Consider the following 19,521-nt stretch of genomic DNA (forward strand, 5'->3'; position numbering starts at 1 on the left):
TACTTTTAAAAGGGCTTCCTTTAATTGTTTTTCCTTATCTGTATTGGAGGCTCCTGCTTTTAGGTCCGGTGAGCCAACTGCTGGAGCATTTTTAACTACTGGCAGCTGATCCTGGCTGTAATGCCTTTCGTACCAGGACACCATACTCCTAACGACCTCTCTGTTTTTAAGGCCGTACTTCTTTGCCAACTCCCCATAGCTTTGATCTGTCGATAGATATTCCCGGGCAACGCTGATTTTCAAGGTCTCGGCGTAGATAGGAGGTGGTCCTAATGATTTTCCTTTCATGTTAGTAATTTAATTAATCCTTAATTAACCCCCAACATGTAAAGTCAATTCTGAATCAATACAGGTGTAGGGCCTTTTATCCGCGACCGTTTTTATCGGTTATTCATTCCCTTTGCCATAGGCGTTACCCTGCTGATGTTAATTGCCTATTACCCCGCTTATTATGTAGCACATGGGCAGCATGATCTTAAAGCGTATGTAGTAGATTACTTTACTACCGAAGGCTGGCCGGTAGGGCCGCCCTGGTTTATATGGGAGTTGTTTTTCTTTAACATAGTAATAGCGCTGCTTTTCCCTTTTCTTAAGAATGGCTTGTATAAATTAAGCAACAAACTGGCTTCCTTAAAAAATAAAGCAGTCATATTATTCCTCATCTGGTTACTGCTAACCTGGATACTTTACGTACCACTGGCATTTTTATTTGGCCCATACAGCTGGACAGGGTTCGGCCCTTTTGATTTCCAGAAAAGCCGTGTGCTGCTGTATGGCGGTTATTTCATATTCGGCGCCCTTGCTGGGAATGCGGGCATCTTTACAGATGATACTTCCTTTGTTAGAAAATGGCCGTTGTGGATAATATTATGCCTGTTAACGTATGCAGTGTTAACCATTATACCACCGCTGCTGCGCAGCATGGTAGCCGCGCATACTTTACCGGAAGTAGCTGCATGGCTCATTTATTTCACCCTGTATGTTGCATCCTGCACCTTAAGCTGCATAGCATTTCTTACCATTTTTAAAGCATGCATTCATCGCTCCCGCAGCTGGTGGAACTCACTTTCCGCCAACGCTTACGGCATTTACCTGGTGCATTATATTCTTATAGTATGGTGCCAGTACTTTTTATTAAACAACCAACTACCGGCATTCATTAAGTTTGTGATCACTTTTGGGGTGGCGCTTTCAGGCAGCTGGCTGCTGGTGTCTTTACTACGTAAGCAATCGCTGATCAAAAAGTACTTGTAGCACCTGCCGGGTATGTATAATACTGGCGCTGGGTTTTATCATGCCTGCATGAAAGGCAATGGTATTTTCCCCACGCTGTATACGCAATGGCCAGTCGGGGTTTGCTAAGGCGGCCTTGCCTAAGGCCAGCAGATCGGCATGTCCTTCTTCCAGCACTTTATTGGCACGCGCCGGTTCGTGTAATCCGCCATTGGCAATTATCGGTACCTGCACTATCTGTTTGGCCAGGCTGGTAAGTGAGCTGCCATCAGCATACATACAATCCCGCTCCCAGTTACCGCTTTCTGCGGCAATGTGCACGTAATCCGGTTTTGCTTTTGCAACTTCTTCCAATAGTGCGCCTGCGGTAGCTGCCCCTTCCGGCCAGCGGTAGCGTAAATTATTCACCTTCCCTTCCGACAAACGTAAGCCGATGATAAATTCCGCCGGTACCACGGCTCTTATTTCAGCCATAATTTCTGCTATTAAACGAAAACGGTTCGTGATGTTGCCGCCATAATCATCCTGCCGCAGGTTGGTATAGTCAGTAATAAACTGATCCAGCAAATGCCCATTGGCTGCATGTATTTCCACACCGTTAAAACCAGCTGCCAATGCCTGTTGTGCAGCTTGTATAAAACCTTGTTTTACGGTAACAATATCTTCCAGCGTCATGGCACGGGGAAAATTAAATGGCCCATCCCCACCGCCATACTCCGGCATACGCAGGCCTAAGGGTTGTACTGCAGATGGCGCCCAGGTATGGGTAACATGCTGTGATAAAGCACCGGCATGCATGAGCTGCGCAATGATGAATGCGCCCTGCTGTTTTACTTTATTGGCGATGGCCTGCCAGCCTTGTACCTGCTGCGGTGTTACTATGCCCGGTTGTAAAGGATATCCCTGACTGGCGATGGAATCGGTATAAATACCTTCCGTAATGATCATTCCAAAACCACCTGCAGCAAATGCTTCGTAATAATCCTCCATCACTGGCGTAGGTACACCAGCAGCCGTAGCACTTACGCGCGACATAGGCGCCACTACCAGGCGGTTACGTAATACATGCTGCTGTAAAGCATAAGGATCAAATATTTTATGTGTATGCATCATCTATGATTTATGCATACAAAGTTGAGGTACCGGAGGGCCAACAGCGGTTAAAGTAATTTAATAAATGGCGTTAAACTATTTTAATTCCGGTGGCCCAGCTTAGCCCGGATCTGGCTTAAAAATACCGGTGTAATACCCAGGTAAGAGGCAATATATTTTTGGGGCACACGCTGCAGCAGGTCAGGGTATTGGTTAAGGAGCTCCAGATAACGCTGCTCCCCGTTCATACTAATGTTGTTTAAAATACGGCGGTTCTGCGCCAGGTAAGCATTTTGGTGCAGGATGCGGAAAAACCGTTCCATGGCAGGCGCCGCGCTGTATAAATGTTCCAGCGAAGGTTTGTCTATTTGCAGCACCGTTACAGGCGTTAATGCCTCAATGTGCACCAATGCCGGTGTTTGATGTAAAAAACTTTCCAGGTCCGTGATCCACCAGTCTTCCATGGCAAAGTGTAAGGTATGCTCATCTCCCTTGTCATCTACATAAAAAGACCGTAAACACCCTTCCAGCACAAAACTATCATACTTACACACATCACCTGCCTGTAATAAATACTGCCTGCGCAGTAGCTGTTTTTCCTGAAACAAAGAGAGGAGCAATTGCTGCTCCTCTCCTGTTAGTAAAACAAATTTCTGAATATGCTGAATGATCGGATGTTGATGCAGCTCCATACTGCAATATTACTAATACCCCAGTAACTTCTCTGTGCCCAGCATCTTTTTATTCTTCTCGTCATAAATATTCAGCAAATAAATATTGCCGCTGGTCACCGGCACCTGCAGCTGCACCTGCGTATTGTTCACAATTCGTTGTTGTTTCAATAACCGGCCCTGCGCATTGTACAGGGATATAATATAGGTACCTGTTGGCTGGAATCCTTTCAGGGTCAGCTGTCCGCGGAAAGGATTCGGGTAAATATGGATCATCCGTCCCGGTGCATTTACATCAACAATAGCCGTAATGTTGGTTTTATTGATCTTAATGCTATCCGTAGCTGTAGATGTAGTAGTACAGTTATCGCTGCTGCGCATGCGTACATACACCCAGTTATCGCCCAGCTTAAATTCCGATGGCTGCACGGTGGCATTATCATTGGTGCTTTCCATTTGTATCTGATCCGTGAAATTGCGGTCCCATGCAAAGGTGTACAAAGGCAGCTTACCCCCACCGCCTGCATTTGCAGCAGTGATCACTACCGGTATAGTATCTGACGTAATGGGATTCACATTTACCGTAACATTTACATCCGGTGTAACCGCTGCAGTAATGGTAAACTCGCGGGTCAGCTGTTTTTGTGTGGTATCGTGCGCAAAAGTAACCGTGATGGTATGCGTTCCCGCAGCAAGGCTATCCGGTAAAATGGTGAAGGTACTATCAGCTGCTACCGGCAAATTAAAGGTACTATCCAGCAGCACGCTTACTGCAATACCGGAAGTGGCTGCCGGCAGGTTCAATATCTTCACCGTTTGCGCACCTGCTGCACCACAATAGGTGCTGGCTAAGCCACTGATAATGGGTTGCGGTACCGGTACGGTTATTACGCTGTCTGTCACATTAATAAATACACTCGCTGTATCTGCTGTATATTCCAGGCCATTACCTGCTACCCAGCGCAGCGTATCCAGGCCCATGTAGGCGCTATCCGGTGTGTAGGTGAGCTTACTGATGTCGCTTGCTGAAATCGTGTAATAGATATTTACAACCTGGTTATTCAATTTAAGCACACCATGTTTGGGAAGGCCTGGAAATTTAATATCTACCAGCCCACCGGGACCGGAGAAATTAGATGCAAAATCTTCTGTTTTAAAGGCCAGTGTGCTATCTGGTTTGATCCGCTTTTCAAAGCTGCTGATATGGTTAACCGGGAGGCTATCCACTGCTACCTTAAAGAGGGTATTCCCGATCACTACATACCATTCGCCATTATCGTAAAAAGAGCGGCTTAATAATACGGCATTGTTACCTGGATCGAGAATAAATGGTGTCCTGGTAACAAGTTTTCTCATCCCAGCCCGGTTCAGATAAAAGCGGCCGCTATCGCTCAAAGATACCATCAGGTTACCCTCTGTATTCAACCGGTCCAACTGCGGCCTGCTGTTGGCATTACCGGGAATATAGCTAAAGGTGCTTAGCTGCCGTATGGTTCCGGCAGTATCCCGCAGGTTCACCTGCCCATCCCTTATAAAGGCGGCATAGTTACTGTTTATCTGGTAATCCCAGCCAGAGTGGATACTACCGGTACCTGGTGATCCCAGGAGTATATTATTTTGCCCGTTATAAAGGTACAGTCCATCTCCCTGATAGATCACGTTCTTCCCATCTGTTACCGGATCATAATTTATAGATCCGGTGCTTAAGCGGGTAAACTGGCCGTTCTGTAATTTAAATACATCGTATAAGGTGCGGAAGGTTTCTATGTCCAAAGCCACCACGCCATTATCTCCTACACTTATGTTACCGAGAAAAAAACCGAGTGTATCGGCGGATATGTCCGTGTAAGTAGTATCACCTGTAGCCAGGTTTTTCAATCCAACCTGGTTATGACTAGACCAGGCTATATAATTATTGGATACATCAAAGGCAGTACTGTAAGGCACGTCCGCTGTAAAAATGATCTGCCCGTTATTCCATTCTTTTAAGCTGGTCCCTTCCATCCACACAGCTCCCTGGGCAGTTACAAAGCCCTTTTGTGTAAGGCGGGTATCCAGCACAGTAGTGGATAAGGTGGTACGCTGCCCGGTAACCGCATCTGCCAGCATGGGATGCCCGGTTGCTTTATCAATGTACAATGCTTTATGATATCTATAATCCAGTATCTGCCCGCTCACCTGCAGGTGAGGTGTTATGTAAGGGCTGCCTTCAACAAACACCGTAACAGTACGCTGGGCGGTTCTTCCCAGGCTGTCTGTAGCCACCAGTTTCACACTCATCCTTCTGCCATTATAATAGGTCAGATCCAGCCGGGGAAGGCTATCCCTGCCGGTGCCCAGCACCTTGTTACCACCGCCGACGCTGGCATCGTATGCTGTGATAGTGCAGCTGCCACCAGCCGCTGTGCAGCGTGCGCCCAGCCGGTATACAGGCCGCGCTACCGAAGAATCGGCCAGGCTGTCTATTGTTAAAGTAATACTGGGATCGTTCAGCGGGCGGTAAATAAATTTAATAGTGGTATCGGCCATATTGTTATTGGCATCTTTCGCGGCAATCACTAAACGGAGCGTGTCGCCCGGTAAACCGGCTAAAGACAATTGCCCGCGGTACACACTGGAGCTATTACCGGTAAGATTGATCTGCCGGCCGCCGGCAGCTGCGGTTGCGGAGATAACTGCCGCGGGGGCATTTATCACTACGCTTACGCTAATACCTGTATCCTGCCACACACTATTATTCTGTGGCATGCTGCTGGGATCAGGGAAATACAGGCTAAGAGACTGAGCATGCGCAAAATAATGGCAGCTCAGAAAGGCAAACAACAGTAAAATTTTGTTCATGGGAAACGTGGTTTTCGTTGCATAAAAAGGTTAATCAATAATAATGTGCCGGTTCCTATTATTTTATACTTGTTCCAGTACTCCTGGCGGATATTATCAAGCATGTATATACCACACTGTAAAACAGTGTAATGCAGCCATCTGTGTAGTTATGTGATCATTACTGCGATCTGTTTGCAGCGCATCTTTGAAAATAGCGCAGGCGCTGCCAATATAAAGCCCGTGTAATAGTAGCTGTTAGTCATGGGGGGTAAGGTTTCCTTAAAGTTCTGAAATTAGCTATGGAAAAGGGTTACAGCAGGCAGTTCTTATCCGGTCAATAGTGACAATACACTAAAGCTACTCTTTTTTTGGCAATATTTAAATGCAGTTTTTGCTTTTAACGCAGCGATAATTTTTAAGACGGTATAATGCGTTTTAACTGCAGGTTCGTAATGGGCGCTACCACCAGCGGATACTTCTCAATGGTTACGTAGCTTGAATCCAGGCCAAAACCCCGCTCTTCTGAAAGGCTGATCTTTTTCAGGAAAAAGTACATACGCATCACCATCCTTTCATACAGCGGCAGGTCATTATCATGGGAAAGGAATTTTTCCATTACTATAAACTGGAAGTCGCCTACCACGTTGTTCTTACTTAAAGATTCGTAACGGCTGGTAATGTTCACTTCCTTGTTACGCACCATATCTTCCACCACCATACGGAACATGAGGTTAATGCGTTGTTCCACTTTAAAGCCCAGGCGGAACTCTACCCGTATCACCTCATTGGGAATAATCGTTTGTACAGAGTACTCGCTCAGGTAAGGTTCATCCACCACATCCACGTGCACAAACCAGTAAATATCCGCCCGTTTAGGTTTTTTATTGAGAATGGAGTAAATAACTTTGTGCTCAATTTCCTTCGGATTATCGGCGCTGCTCATGTACACCAGGTGGGTAGCATATTTCGGGATAGAAGTATCGTTACTCAGCTCCTGTAAAATAGGCAGGTAATCTTCCAGCCGCACAAACTCCACGTAACGGTTCTTGATCTTTCTCGATTTAAACCATACGATCATTACCACAAACAGGCCGCCGGCTACTACCACGGTTACATAACCGCCATGCATAAATTTCACCAGGTTGGCAAACAGGAAAGAGAATTCAATGGTCAGGTATATGACCAGGTATATTAATACCCAGGCCACCCGTACCCGTCGCGTGTATAGGTAAAAGGCAAACAGGCAGGAGGTCATGAGCATACAAATGGTAATGGATAAACCATATGCCGCCTCCATGGCGCTGGATTCCCGGAAGATCAATACAATGGAGGTACAGCCTACAAACAGCATTACGTTAATGCCGGGTATAAACAGCTGTCCCCGCATTTCTGTAGGATAATTCACCTTCAGCTTGGGCCACAGGTTCAGGCGCATAGCTTCAGAGATCAGGGTAAATGAGCCTGTGATCAATGCCTGGCTGGCAATGATAGAGGCCATGGTGGCTATCAATACGCCAAAGATCACAAACCACTCCGGCATAATGGTAAAGAACGGGTTCTGATCTTTTGGCAGTATCTGACCACGCTGTGTAAGCAGCCAGGCGCCCTGTCCCAGGTAGTTCAGGATCAAACATAGCTTTACAAAGATCCAGGATACCCGGATGTTACCGCGGCCGCAGTGGCCAAGGTCAGAATACAGGGCTTCCGCTCCTGTTGTACACAGGAACACCGCGCCTAATATTAAAAATCCTTTAGGGTAAGTTGTTAACAGCTCAATGGCATAGTGCGGGCTGAATGCCTTTAATACTGACAGATCATCTGCCACATGTATAGAACCCAATATGCCCAGCATGGCAAACCATACCACCATAATAGGCCCAAACATTTTACCAATAGTTATGGTACCAAATTGCTGCATGAAAAACAGCCCGGCAATAATGGTCAGTACAATCTTTACTATAGTGAACTGGCTCAGGTCCTTAAACACTTCCAGGGTCCGCAAACCTTCAATAGCAGAGGTAACAGTAATGGGGGGAGTAATAATACCGTCTGCCAGCAAGGCAGCGCCACCTATCATTCCGAAAATAACGGCCCATTTGGCGTGCCGCCGTACCAGGGCGTAGAGCGAGAAGATACCGCCTTCCCCCTTGTTATCGGCCTGCAGGGTTAATATTACATATTTAATGGTGGTTTGCAGGGTTAGGGTCCATATGATACAGGAAATACCGCCAATCACCAGTAGGTCGCTGATAGGGTTAGTTCCCATAATAGCCTTGAATACATATAGCGGAGAAGTCCCAATGTCGCCGTATATAATTCCTAATGCAACTACAAAACCGGCAAGGCTAATCTTATTTATGTCAACTTTCACGAGTGAAATAATTAATTAAAAAAGCCAACAAAATTACAGCAATATATTGACAATAGTGATTATTCCCCCAAATAAGAAAATCCCCCGTTACAGCATTACACCGTAACGGGGGACTCTTTTAATATCTCTACGTGTGATACACCACCGTATTAGTTAGCAGGAGCTAAATCTACAGTGCTGGATTCACCAGGAGTATTTTGTTTGATGAAACGACCGCGGTCAATACCTTGCTTGTCAGCCAGGTAGTCGATCACAGCGTCAACACGGCGGCTGCTCAGGTCTACACCACCTTTTTTGCCTTTGGCACCAGCGTGGCCGGTAACCAGTACATTACACTCAGGGCTGGTTCTCAGCGTATTAGCTACGCTAGACAGGATAGCTTCGTTGTCAGAAGATATCTTAGTAGAGCTACCTTTGAATGCAACGCTAGGCAGAACGATGCTAGCACAAGCAGGTTTCTGAGTCATGTTTTTGCAGCACTCAGGATCCGGGCACTTACCAACACCGTCAGCGTCAACCGGCTGGCAGTAAGTCGGAGTGATCAGTTGTTTATCCTTGAAGTCAGGTACACCGTCACCATCAGTATCTTTAGCTACACCGTGTACATCTACAGGAGCGCCTGCAGGTGTGTTAGGCTCGCGGTCGAACTGGTCGGTTACACCATCACCATCAGCATCAGGCAGTACCGGAGTAGGCAGCTTCATGTGACGGGGAGAGCTCAGCTCATTGTAGGCATAATCCAGCGGGTTGATCCACCACAGCGGCTCAACACGTTTGTTGGGGTTACCCAGGTTGAAGTTCAGGCGAACGCTGGTGTAGGAGAAGAAGTCCTTGCTAGCGTCATAAGCACCTGAATTGTAACCGTCTAAGTAATCATCAAACGGCATAGTGATCTTTTCTTCTATACCGATGTTGAAACGCTTAGATACTTTGAAGGCAACACCAGTACCGAAGTCAACAGCATGACGCCACAGTTGGTTGTCGCTTTTACGGCCGATCTGAGCTCTGTTACCCTGAGAAGGAGCGTTAGACTCATAATCACCGTCTAAGATGTTCTTGATCTGATCTTTGATGTCTTTACGTTTGCCAGAGAAATTAACGCTGGAAAAATCGTAACCTGCACCGTTAGCACCTACTGCATCTACGTCAACGTCAGCCAGCATTAAGCTATAACCAGCTAATACATACCAGTTAACTTTAGGCTGAGATTTATAGAACATGATATTGCTCAGGGAGGCGATCATGTCCAGAGATAGCTGGTGAGTTTGTGTTTTGTAGTTAGGCACGATCCTACCACCGTTTAAAGCGGCTGTTGGCTGCCAGGATAGAGTACCACCAGCGTAGTTAGCCGGACGTAACTGGTAATCCAGGCCTTTATCGATAGAACCGGTATACTCAGCTCTTACAGAGAAAGTATGACCTAATGCTTTTCTCAAAGAGAGACCGCCACCGAAGCCCGGTTTAGCGTCCATGTCACCTCTAATGAAATGGTAACCACCATGAAAACCTAATTCCCACATGCTACGGGGTTTAGCAGGGTAATCATACTGATGGTTAACGAAGTTGTTTTGCTGTGCAGCTCTGGATGCAGGAACCTTGGAGGAGTCAAGTGCATCGTAGTTAGGCTGAACTTGTGCAAAACCAGTAGACGCCGCTAGTAAACTCATAGCGCCTGCTAGTAATAAGTACTTTTTGCTTGCCATAATTGTTTTCTATTTAAAAACTGTTAAAGATTTACTAATAACCCGTTTTTTACCAGGCAAAGGTAAAAATCAAAAATGAATATACAAATTTTTCTTACAATATTATTTTCATTGATAACTCGCTCAATATTAGAGCTTAGGTAAAACAATTGTTATACCTTAATTTGCCTATTTGTTATCGTAATATTAATGCGATGTTAAAGCAATGTTATTCCGATATCTACAAATTAGGGGCCAAATTGTTAAAACTTTGATATTTTAGGCATAGCTTAGCAATCTTTTTTATTGATACATGGACGATATTAAACACCTGATCGGCAAGGAATTACAGGATTTTGAGAGTAAATTTTCAGACGCGGTAAAAAGTCATGTGCCGCTGCTGGATAGGATCATGCACTATATAGTAAAGCGGAAAGGGAAGCAGATCAGGCCCATGTTCGTACTCCTTTCTGCCCGGCTTTTCAGCACGGATATACAGGAAAGTACCTACCGCGCCGCAGCCCTGGTAGAGCTGCTGCATACCGCCACCCTAGTACATGATGATGTAGTGGACGACTCCAATGAACGCCGGGGCTTTTTTTCCATTAACGCACTGTGGAAGAACAAGATAGCCGTACTGGTGGGGGATTACTTATTATCCAAGGGATTACTGCTGTCGCTTGACAACCACGATTTCAGAACTTTACAGATATTAACTACTGCCGTAAAGGAAATGAGCGAAGGGGAGCTGCTCCAGATGGAGAAAACCCGCAAGCTGAATATAAAGGAAGATATCTACTTTGAAATTATACGCCGCAAAACAGCCTCCCTGTTAGGCGCTGCCTGTGCAGCCGGCGCCTGGAGCACCAGCGGCCACGATGAAACCACCGCTCAAATGCGGCTTTTCGGGGAAAAAGTGGGGGTGGCCTTCCAGATCAAGGACGACCTGTTCGACTACGGCGCTGATAAAATAGGCAAACCTACCGGTATAGATATCAGGGAAAAAAAATTAACCCTGCCGCTGATCTATACTTTAGAACATGCCACACCCGACGTTCGCCGCCGGATTATAAATATAGTAAAAAACTATAATACAGATAAAGAGAAAGTAGCTACCGTAATAGAAATGGTAAAAGCTTCCGGTGGTATTACCTATGCACAGGAAAAAATGTTCCAGTACCGGGATGAGGCTATGGCCATCCTGCATAGCTTCCCGGAAAATGATATCCGGAATGGGCTGGAACAATTAGTACGTTTTACTACAGACAGAACGTTTTAACTATTTGGGATCTTAGATTTTAAATTTTAGATCGAAGCCAACCCACTCCGATCCAGATCATAAATCGTAAATCTAAAATCTAATATCGTAAATACACCTAAATTAACGCATGCAAAAACGCTGGACCGTTCGATCATATCAACCAAAAGAGGAAGGGTTACTGCAACAGGTTTTGCGTATACATCCCCTGTTATGCAGGCTGCTGGTACAACGCGGTATTCATACCTATGAAGCTGCACGCCAGTTCTTTCGCCCTACCATGGATGATCTGCATGATCCGTGGAGCATGAAGGATATGGACAAAGCCGTTACCCGTATTGAACAGGCTTTTTACAGCAAGGAAAAAATACTGGTGTATGGCGATTATGATGTGGACGGCACCACGGCCGTTGCCACCGTGTATGATTTTCTGCAACGCATCTATCCCAATATTGAGTTCTATATTCCTCACCGCTACCGGGAAGGATACGGCGTATCCACCGCCGGTATCACCTATGCCATAGAAAACGATTTTACCCTTATTATAGCGCTGGACTGTGGTATAAAATCAGTGGCGCATATTACCGAGGCCAAAGCGCATGGTATTGATTTTATTATCTGCGACCACCACCTGCCGGATGCCATATTACCGCCTGCAGTAGCTATCCTGAATCCAAAACAATATGACTGCCCTTATCCTTATAAAGAGCTAAGCGGCTGTGGTATTGGCTTTAAGCTCATTACCGCCCTGGCGCAAAAGCTGGGCGAACCGCAACAAAAAGTGTGGCGCTACCTGGACCTGGTGGCCACCAGCATAGCGGCGGATATTGTGCCCATGACCGGTGAGAACCGCATCCTTGCCTTTCATGGCCTGCTGAAAGTGAATGATGATCCGCTGCCAGGTATTAAAGCGCTCATCACGCTCAGCGAGCTGAAAGAACAGCTCACCATTTCCAACCTGGTTTTTGTAATAGCGCCCCGCGTTAATGCAGCCGGCAGAATGGATGATGCCCGCAAAGCCGTGAACCTGTTTGTGGAGAATGATTTTGAGAAGGCTATGGAAATTGCCTCCATCCTGCATTCCGATAACTCAGACCGTAAAGAGGTAGATAATAACATTACCAAAGAGGCCGTAGCCCTCATTCAGAATGATGCTTCCCTGGCTTCCCGCAAAAGCACTGTGCTGTTTAAGGCCGACTGGCATAAAGGGGTGGTGGGCATTGTAGCCTCCCGCCTGATCGATAAATATTTTTACCGCCCCACCATCATCCTTACCCAAAGTAACGACCAGGTGGCCGGCTCCGCCCGTTCTGTAATGGGTTTTAATGTGTATGAAGCTATTCACCAGTGCAAAGACCTGCTGGAAAATTATGGAGGTCACTTTTATGCCGCAGGCCTTACGCTGAAACCGGAAAATGTAGAAGCCTTCCGGAAAAAGTTTGAGGAAGTGGTAGCCACCACTATTGACCCCGAGCTGCTGATCCCTGAAATTGTAGTGGATTCAGAGATCAACTTTCACCATATTGATAACAAGTTCTATAAGATCCTTCACCAATTCGAACCCCTGGGGCCTGATAACCTGCGCCCTGTATTCCTGGCCCGGAATGTAGTAGACACGGGCTTTTCCAGGATCGTTAAAGATGAGCATATCAAGTTTTCCATTAAACAGGGAAATCATGGCAGCTCTTTTTCCGGCATTGGTTTTTTTATGGCGGAGAAATTTGAGGTGCTTAGTAACCGCCAGCCTTTTGATATGGTATTTACTATTGATGAAAATGAGTGGAACGGGAAAACAATGCTGCAGCTGAAAGTAATTGATATAAGAAAAGCGGCAGGCTACTAACTACAGGAGGCTTAAAGGTTTAAATGCAGATAACGTGTTGTGGCAAATCCCTGTAGCCGGCTGCCTGCCGCTGTTTAATTATTTATGCTTGGCCAGCATCCATGTATACAGGTTAGGATCTGCATAGGCCTTGGTCCAGGCATTATGCCCGCCCGTAGCATTTTCAGTGTACTTAATAACCGTGCTGCCGCAGGCTTTTATTGCCTTTACCATATCGCGGGAGTTGTTTACGCTCACGGTAGGGTCATCGGCATTGTGAAAAACCCATGTAGGCATGGTTTTTAGGTTGCAGGCCTTACTCAGATTGCCGCCGCCGCAAATAGGAACAATCGCTGCAAACCGTGCAGGATAGGTTTCTGCCCAATCCCAGGTTCCAAATCCACCCATGCTCATACCGGTCAGATAGATCCTTTTAGGGTCTATATGGAATTTCGGAATGATCTGGGTAAGGAACTGGTCCAGTGCAGCAGTGTTCCACCAGCCGCTCAGGCACTGAGGTGCAACCATCACAAACTGTTTACCTTTTACCACCTGGCATAATCCTACACCTCTTACTTTGTTGATATCGGTTCCCATTTCCCCGATACCGTGCAGGAAAATTACCAGCGGCCATTTGTTGTAATTGGCATTATACGTTTCCGGTACATACAAAACGTAATTTTTAGATACATTGCCAACGTTCGCGGTGAGTGTTTTGTTAATCAGGCTGTTTACGGGCGTTTGTGCCCAGAAGAATTCCGCTGTTGACGCTGTTACGGATGATTCTGCTCCCGTTTTTACAGGATCGATGCTCTGGTCTTCTTGTTTAGAGCAGGACGCTACTGCGAATAGTGCAGCAATAGTTAGTACATGGTTCAGGTTTTTCAATAAAGCTCTCATAAAATTCCCCCATTTTTAATGGTAATAAGAAACCAGACAATTCAAGGCCTTTTGCCTTGCTGTGTCTGGTTTCTTCGATGATAAAATATGTTATCTGCGTTTTAAACCTATCCCTCAAAACGACAGACCGGGGGATTTATTGTAAAATGATCTTACTCTTTTTTTCGCCGCCCAGCAGCTCTACGCTGCGGTTCACAAAAGCGGTAAGATCAGCGCCTGTCAACAGGTTCTGGGAAAGCAGGGCCAGGTCGGCCAGGTTGCGCACCAGCTTCTGTTGCTTGTTTTCGTCGTTCTCCTCCAGTATTTGCTGGTAAATGGGGTGGTTGGCATTCACCGTCATGCTGATCTCATCGGGCATATTGGCATACCAGTTCATACCGCCGCCGCCTACTGCAGCCATATCTTTCATGCGGCGCATAAATTCAGAGCGGGTTACGATCACCGGCTGCGCCTCTGCGCTCAGGCCTTTCAGCTCCACCTTAATATTGGGCTGCGGCACCTGCTGGGTAAATATTTCTTTTAGCTTGCTTTCCTGGTCCTGGGTAAGTACATGTTCCGATTTTTCGTCCTTATCTATCAGGCTGTCGGCAATATCAGCATCCACGCGGGTGAATTGTACATTCTCCCATTTCATTTCCATATTGTTAATGAAAGCCGCATCCACAATGGTTTCCAGCTTCACAACCTTATAACCTTTGGCTTTTGCCGCCTGTATGTAGCTATCCTGCTGTACGGGATTGGTGGCATACAGGATCACCAGCTTATTTTCCTTATTGTTCTGCAGGGCCTGCGCTTCCTGGCGGTATTCTTCCAGCGTGTAGAATTTACCTCCTTCCACATCTTCCATTACATGGAATTTATTAGCTTTTTCCAGGAACTTGTCGTCCGTCATCATGCCGTACTTCACAAACAGGCCAATGGATTCCCATTTTTCTTCAAAGCTCTTACGGTCTGTACGGAACATTTCATCCAGCTTATCGGCCACTTTTTTAGTGATATGGGCATTGATCTTTTTCACATTCGGATCGCCCTGCAGGTAACTGCGGCTCACATTCAGCGGAATGTCCGGACTGTCTATTACGCCATGCAGCAGCATCAGGAACTCCGGTACAATATCCTTCACTTCATCCGTTACATATACCTGGTTGGAGTACAGGTTGATCTTGTCTTTCTGGATCTCGTAGCTCTTGGATATTTTCGGAAAGTACAGGATCCCGGTCAGGTTGAATGGGTAGTCCACATTCAGGTGTATCCAGAAAAGCGGCGCTTCTGCAAAAGGATACAGCTCTTTATAAAAATCCTGGTAGTCCTGGGGCGTTAGCTCAGCAGGCTTGCGGGTCCAGGCCGGCGTAGGATTGTTGATCTGCTTATCTTCAAACTTAATGGGTACGGGCAGGAACTTACAGAATTTTTCCAGGATGGTGCGAATGCGGTGCTCATCCAGGAATTCTTCGCTTTCCTCGTTAATGTGCATTACTATATCCGTACCCCGGTCTTCTTTGGTAATAGTATCCAGCTGGTACTCCGGGCTGCCGTCGCACTCCCAGCGCACCGCTTCGGCATCGGGCCTCCAGGAGCGGGTGATGATCTCCACCTGGTTACTTACCATGAAGGAAGAATAAAAGCCCAGGCCAAAATGACCGATAATGTTGGTACCCTCATTCTGCCCCTTGTATTTTTTCAGGAACTCTTCCGCACCGGAAAAAGCTACCTGGTTAATGTATTTGTCCACTTCTTCCGCTGTCATACCAATGCCGCGGTCGGAGATGGTGAGGGTTTTGTTCTCTTTGTCCAGCTTAACTGTTATTTCAAGGGTTCCCAGCTCTCCTTTAAACTCGCCTACACTGGCCAGGGTTTTGAGCTTTTGCGTGGCATCCACGGCATTGCTCACCAGTTCGCGGATAAAGATCTCGTGATCAGAATAGAGGAATTTTTTGATAATGGGGAAAATGTTTTCTGTTTGTACGCGTATGGCACCTTTCTGCATGGGAATTCAGATTTTTACATGATTTTTTCAAAGGCCGTGCCAGCGGCTTCCGGCTGACAGTTTGACGTAAAGTACTGGTTTTCTCGTGTCTTTCTCGTGTGTTTCTCATGACTTTCCCTACTAGATCCCATGTTTTTCCCTAGTACATCCCTAGTGAAGTCCATGTCAGGATTATAAATATTGCCCTGTAAACCTGATAATTTCATAACTTAACAAATAGATCATGCATAGGCCCTGTGAAGCCACCCAAAGAATTGTATTTTGCATGTACCTGTTTAATCCCTTACTGATCTGTTTTCAATAATCATTCTAAACATCTCTTAACTCAGAAAACCTGGATTGCGTATGCATAAACCGTTACTCGCATTCTTATTTATTGCCCTTTTTGTAAATGCCGCAGCCTGGGCACAAACCCAACCGGCTCCACAACCGCTGCCTTACCAGCAGAACTTTGATGCCCTGGCACCCGCCGCCACCACGTATCCCGCAGGCTGGCAGGGCTGGGCTTTAAGCGGCTCCCCTTCCGGCAGCTTTAATACCGCTGCACCGGCCAGTGATAAAGCGCTGCTAACCGGTACCGCCTCATCCACCACCAACGGCGCCTATAACTACAATGGCAAGCTGGGGTTCCTGAACAGCGGATCTGTAGATAACAGCCTGGCGCTGGGCCTTAACACCAGCGGACAGCTGAACATTGCTTTCCGGTACGATGTAATGACGCTGCGCAACCCTTACGATGGCAGCAGCAATACCCGCATTAACGAGGTTACGCTGCAGTACCGTATTGGCAGCACCGGCGCCTTTAGCAATGTACCAGGCACCCTGTACCAGAACGATACTACTACCCAAACCACCTCCGGTGTTACCACCCCGCAAAACCCGGTTAACATATCGGTTGTGCTACCACCGGATTGTAACAACCAGCCCCTGGTGCAGCTGCGCTGGGTAAACCGGCAGGTCAGCGGAGCGGGCTCACGGCCCAGCTTTGCAATAGATAATATAGTGGCTGGCGGCGGCAGCACCGGCGATACCACCGCACCGGCCATCAGCGCACTGTTACCGGTAAATGGCGATACTGCCGCAGCACTCGACGTGCACCCGCAGATCACCTTTACGGAGAATATAAAACCGGCTACCGGCTACCTGGTTTTGCACAACACAAGCACCGGCACCCAGCAAATGCTGGACGTTAACGGCGCCCTGGTGCTTATTTCCAATACTACCCTTGCGGTGAATAATATATTTCTGCAGCCCCTCAGCTCTTATTACATTACCCTGGATAGCGGCGCTGTAACAGACCTTTCCGGTAATGCTTTTGCCGGTATTACCGACAGCATCACCTGGCATTTTACCACCGGCCAGCAGGTACTGAGCTTTAACTTTAACGATTGTACGCCCAGCGGCAGCTCCCTGCTTTCCGGCGGTTTTACACAATACAGTGTAAGCGGCGCGCAGCTGTGGGGCTGTACTACGTTTGGACAGAACAGCAGCAACGGAGTACAGATCAACGGCTTTAGCGGCGGTGCAGTTGAAAATGAGGACTGGCTGATCTCTCCTTCTTTTGACCTAAGCAGCTTCACCTATCCCCTGCTGCGTTTCGCCAGCCGTACCGCGTTTACCGGACCAGCTTTACAGCTGATGGTAAGCAATGATTACGATGGGCACAGCAACCCGCATACCGCCACCTGGACCTTGCTGAACGGGCAGTTCCCCGCACCCGGCTCTGATGCCTGGCAGCTGTCTGACAGCATTAACCTGGCCGGCTTTAAACAGGATAGCGTGTACATTGCATTTGTATACACCTCCTCTCCCAGCCTGAATGCCGCCCGCTGGACACTGGACGATATTAACCTGTATAACAGTGTAGTAGCGCCCTCACCCGGCATCACCAGCAGCCCGGCTGCGCTGGACTTTGATTACGTACAGGCAGGCCAAACCTCCGCGCCGCAAAAAATCAGTTTCTGGGGTAATAATATTACAGACACTTTACTGGTTACCGCACCTGCAGCCTTCAGCCTTTCCAGGGACAGTGCGGGTAGCTATGGCCCGGTACTTACCTATGATGCAGCCACGGTTGGCGCAGGCCCACAAACAGCCTGGGTAAAGTTCAGCCCCACCACTGCAGATCAGAACTACAGCGGCACCCTTACTTTTAGCACACCTGGTTTCAGCACCAGCCGCATACAGCTTACCGGTACATCCTTACGCTCCCTGAAGGTGGTGAACTGGAATATAGAATGGTTTGGCAGTCCGGCGCAAAACCCGGCTAACGACAGCCTGCAGCAGGCCAACGTAACCACCATTCTCCAAAAACTGAATGCAGATGTTTTTGCCCTGGCAGAAGTAGTGGATACCGCCCGCTTTAAACAGGTGGTAAGCCAGCTGCCCGGTTACAGCTATGTGCTTTCCGACTTTGGTTCCTATGCAGATAATGTGAACGACCCGGACTATGTAAGCGCACAAAAACTGGCCTTTGTATATAAAACATCTGTTGTAAGAAGCCTGCGCACTTACGGTATATTACGCCAGGGTGGCAGCGACAGCGCTTATTACAACTGGTCATCCGGCCGCTTCCCGTATTTCATGGAAGCCGTAGCCAACCTGAATGGCGACAGCGCCCGCATAAATTTTGTACTGCTGCATGCCAAGGCTAATACCGGCAGCGCATCAGAAAAAATTGAAGCGTACTACCGCCGTAAACGTGGCAACATCGAGCTGAAAGATTCGCTGGATACGCAATACCCGTACAGCAACATCCTGATGCTGGGCGACTTTAACGATGCGCTGAATAAAACCATCACCACAGAGCTGGCGCCGGATACCACCACCTCTTACATCAACTTTGTAACGGATACTGCGGATTATGACCCGCTTACATTGCCACTAAGCCTGGCAGGGCAGCAATCTACCGTATCGTTCCCCACTGTGATCGATAATGTGATCGCCTCCAATGAAATGGGACAGGCCTACCTGCCCGGATCCGCAATGGTGTTTACGCAGGCCGCGCAGCTTGTAAGCAGCTATAGCAGCACTACTACAGATCACTACCCGGTTATTACCCGCTATAACCTGCATACCCTGGCACACCAGAACAGCATATTGGCCTTTACTGCAACGGTAGATACCGGCCGCGTAAGGCTGAACTGGCGTACAAATGCAGAAACCAATTTAGCCCGCTTTGTGGTAGAACGCTCTAAAGACCAGCGTGGCTGGAATGCAATTGATACTGTAACTACACACGGTACTACAACCTTCCCTAACAATTACCAGGCTTATGATAACAGCCCCTGGCTGGGCCGGAACTACTACCGCTTAAGATTGGAAAACCTGGCTGGCAACATTCAGTACAGCGCAGTACAATCCGTGAACATACAGATCAAAGACATCATCTGGCGCTTTATCTGGTGCTTACTGGGACATAAGCTGCAGGTATGGCTGGATATTGACAAAAATTCCGGCGGCCCTGCACAGCTGCAGCTCATAGACCTGTTTGGACGCATCCGCTACCAGGGTCCTGTAACACTGATACCTGGCCGGAACTACAAAGAGCTGGATGTAAGCAAGCTGCCTAACGGCATTTACTTCCTGCGGGTACAAACACCTAATAAATCACAGGTAAGCCAAATATTCATTGCCCAATAATCTTTTGTTGAGAAACCATGCTAAAAAGGCTGTCCTTACG

At 47.3% G+C, this 19,521-nt stretch carries 12 protein-coding genes; 4 read left to right on the top strand and 8 right to left on the bottom strand.

Going from position 1 to position 19,521, the window contains the following annotated elements:
* A partial coding sequence (locus tag BMZ54_RS32665) for a transposase (RefSeq protein ID WP_143080861.1) occupies positions 1 to 288 on the bottom strand: 288 nt, incomplete at its 3' end.
* A gap of 54 nt (positions 289 to 342) precedes the next feature.
* On the opposite strand from BMZ54_RS32665, the gene BMZ54_RS00005 reads away from it, so the two are divergent.
* Entirely contained in the window at positions 343 to 1,254 is a 912-nt protein-coding gene (locus tag BMZ54_RS00005; RefSeq protein ID WP_089906114.1) for an acyltransferase family protein, read from the top strand.
* Here the strand turns inward: BMZ54_RS00005 and BMZ54_RS00010 are convergent.
* The 5 genes from BMZ54_RS00010 to BMZ54_RS00030 form a co-directional block, all read right to left on the bottom strand.
* On the bottom strand, positions 1,219 to 2,343 hold the full coding sequence (locus tag BMZ54_RS00010) for an oxidoreductase (RefSeq protein WP_089906115.1): 1,125 nt from the start codon (positions 2,341 to 2,343) through the stop codon (positions 1,219 to 1,221). The genes BMZ54_RS00005 and BMZ54_RS00010 overlap by 36 nt on opposite strands.
* A gap of 83 nt (positions 2,344 to 2,426) precedes the next feature.
* Positions 2,427 to 3,017: a Crp/Fnr family transcriptional regulator gene (locus tag BMZ54_RS00015; protein ID WP_089906116.1), complete on the bottom strand. Its 591-nt coding sequence runs from the start codon at positions 3,015 to 3,017 to the stop codon at positions 2,427 to 2,429.
* A gap of 12 nt (positions 3,018 to 3,029) precedes the next feature.
* Positions 3,030 to 5,837, bottom strand: coding sequence for a T9SS type A sorting domain-containing protein (locus tag BMZ54_RS00020; RefSeq protein WP_089906117.1), 2,808 nt, complete (start codon positions 5,835 to 5,837; stop codon positions 3,030 to 3,032).
* 397 nt (positions 5,838 to 6,234) lie between these two features.
* Complete coding sequence (locus BMZ54_RS00025) at positions 6,235 to 8,190, bottom strand: KUP/HAK/KT family potassium transporter (protein WP_089906118.1); 1,956 nt, start codon at positions 8,188 to 8,190, stop codon at positions 6,235 to 6,237.
* A gap of 149 nt (positions 8,191 to 8,339) precedes the next feature.
* A complete protein-coding gene (locus tag BMZ54_RS00030; protein ID WP_089906119.1) occupies positions 8,340 to 9,893 on the bottom strand; it encodes an OmpA family protein in 1,554 nt (517 codons plus the stop codon).
* Between the two features lie 292 nt (positions 9,894 to 10,185).
* Here BMZ54_RS00030 and BMZ54_RS00035 point away from each other — a divergent pair, with 292 nt between their 5' ends.
* Positions 10,186 to 11,151: a polyprenyl synthetase family protein gene (locus BMZ54_RS00035; protein ID WP_089906120.1), complete on the top strand. Its 966-nt coding sequence runs from the start codon at positions 10,186 to 10,188 to the stop codon at positions 11,149 to 11,151.
* Between the two features lie 109 nt (positions 11,152 to 11,260).
* On the top strand, positions 11,261 to 12,973 hold the full coding sequence (recJ, locus tag BMZ54_RS00040; protein ID WP_089906121.1) for a single-stranded-DNA-specific exonuclease RecJ: 1,713 nt from the start codon (positions 11,261 to 11,263) through the stop codon (positions 12,971 to 12,973).
* A 78-nt stretch (positions 12,974 to 13,051) separates the two neighbouring features.
* Here recJ and BMZ54_RS00045 read toward each other — a convergent pair whose 3' ends face one another.
* The gene (locus BMZ54_RS00045; RefSeq protein ID WP_089906122.1) at positions 13,052 to 13,852 is read right to left on the bottom strand and encodes a carboxylesterase family protein; all 801 of its coding nucleotides are present in this window, start codon (positions 13,850 to 13,852) and stop codon (positions 13,052 to 13,054) included.
* Between the two features lie 136 nt (positions 13,853 to 13,988).
* A complete protein-coding gene (gene htpG, locus BMZ54_RS00050) occupies positions 13,989 to 15,839 on the bottom strand; it encodes a molecular chaperone HtpG (protein WP_089906123.1) in 1,851 nt (616 codons plus the stop codon).
* 345 nt (positions 15,840 to 16,184) lie between these two features.
* On the opposite strand from htpG, the gene BMZ54_RS00060 reads away from it, so the two are divergent.
* The gene (locus BMZ54_RS00060; protein WP_089906125.1) at positions 16,185 to 19,481 is read left to right on the top strand and encodes an Ig-like domain-containing protein; all 3,297 of its coding nucleotides are present in this window, start codon (positions 16,185 to 16,187) and stop codon (positions 19,479 to 19,481) included.
* The last annotated feature ends 40 nt before the right edge of the window (positions 19,482 to 19,521 follow it).

The sequence above is a fragment of the Chitinophaga rupis genome (assembly GCF_900109685.1).
Taxonomy (GTDB): Bacteria; Bacteroidota; Bacteroidia; order Chitinophagales; family Chitinophagaceae; genus Chitinophaga; species Chitinophaga rupis.

Excerpts from the sequence above, each read along its gene's own strand:
- BMZ54_RS00010 (WP_089906115.1), bottom strand. The coding sequence starts at position 2,343 with ATGCATACACATAAAATATTTGATCCTTATGCTTTACAGCAGCATGTA.
- BMZ54_RS00015 (WP_089906116.1), bottom strand. The coding sequence starts at position 3,017 with ATGGAGCTGCATCAACATCCGATCATTCAGCATATTCAGAAATTTGTT.
- BMZ54_RS00030 (WP_089906119.1), bottom strand. The coding sequence starts at position 9,893 with ATGGCAAGCAAAAAGTACTTATTACTAGCAGGCGCTATGAGTTTACTA.
- htpG (WP_089906123.1), bottom strand. The coding sequence starts at position 15,839 with ATGCAGAAAGGTGCCATACGCGTACAAACAGAAAACATTTTCCCCATT.
- BMZ54_RS00060 (WP_089906125.1), top strand. The coding sequence starts at position 16,185 with ATGCATAAACCGTTACTCGCATTCTTATTTATTGCCCTTTTTGTAAAT.
- recJ (WP_089906121.1), top strand. The coding sequence starts at position 11,261 with ATGCAAAAACGCTGGACCGTTCGATCATATCAACCAAAAGAGGAAGGG.
- BMZ54_RS00045 (WP_089906122.1), bottom strand. The coding sequence starts at position 13,852 with ATGAGAGCTTTATTGAAAAACCTGAACCATGTACTAACTATTGCTGCA.
- BMZ54_RS00035 (WP_089906120.1), top strand. The coding sequence starts at position 10,186 with ATGGACGATATTAAACACCTGATCGGCAAGGAATTACAGGATTTTGAG.
- BMZ54_RS00020 (WP_089906117.1), bottom strand. The coding sequence starts at position 5,837 with ATGAACAAAATTTTACTGTTGTTTGCCTTTCTGAGCTGCCATTATTTT.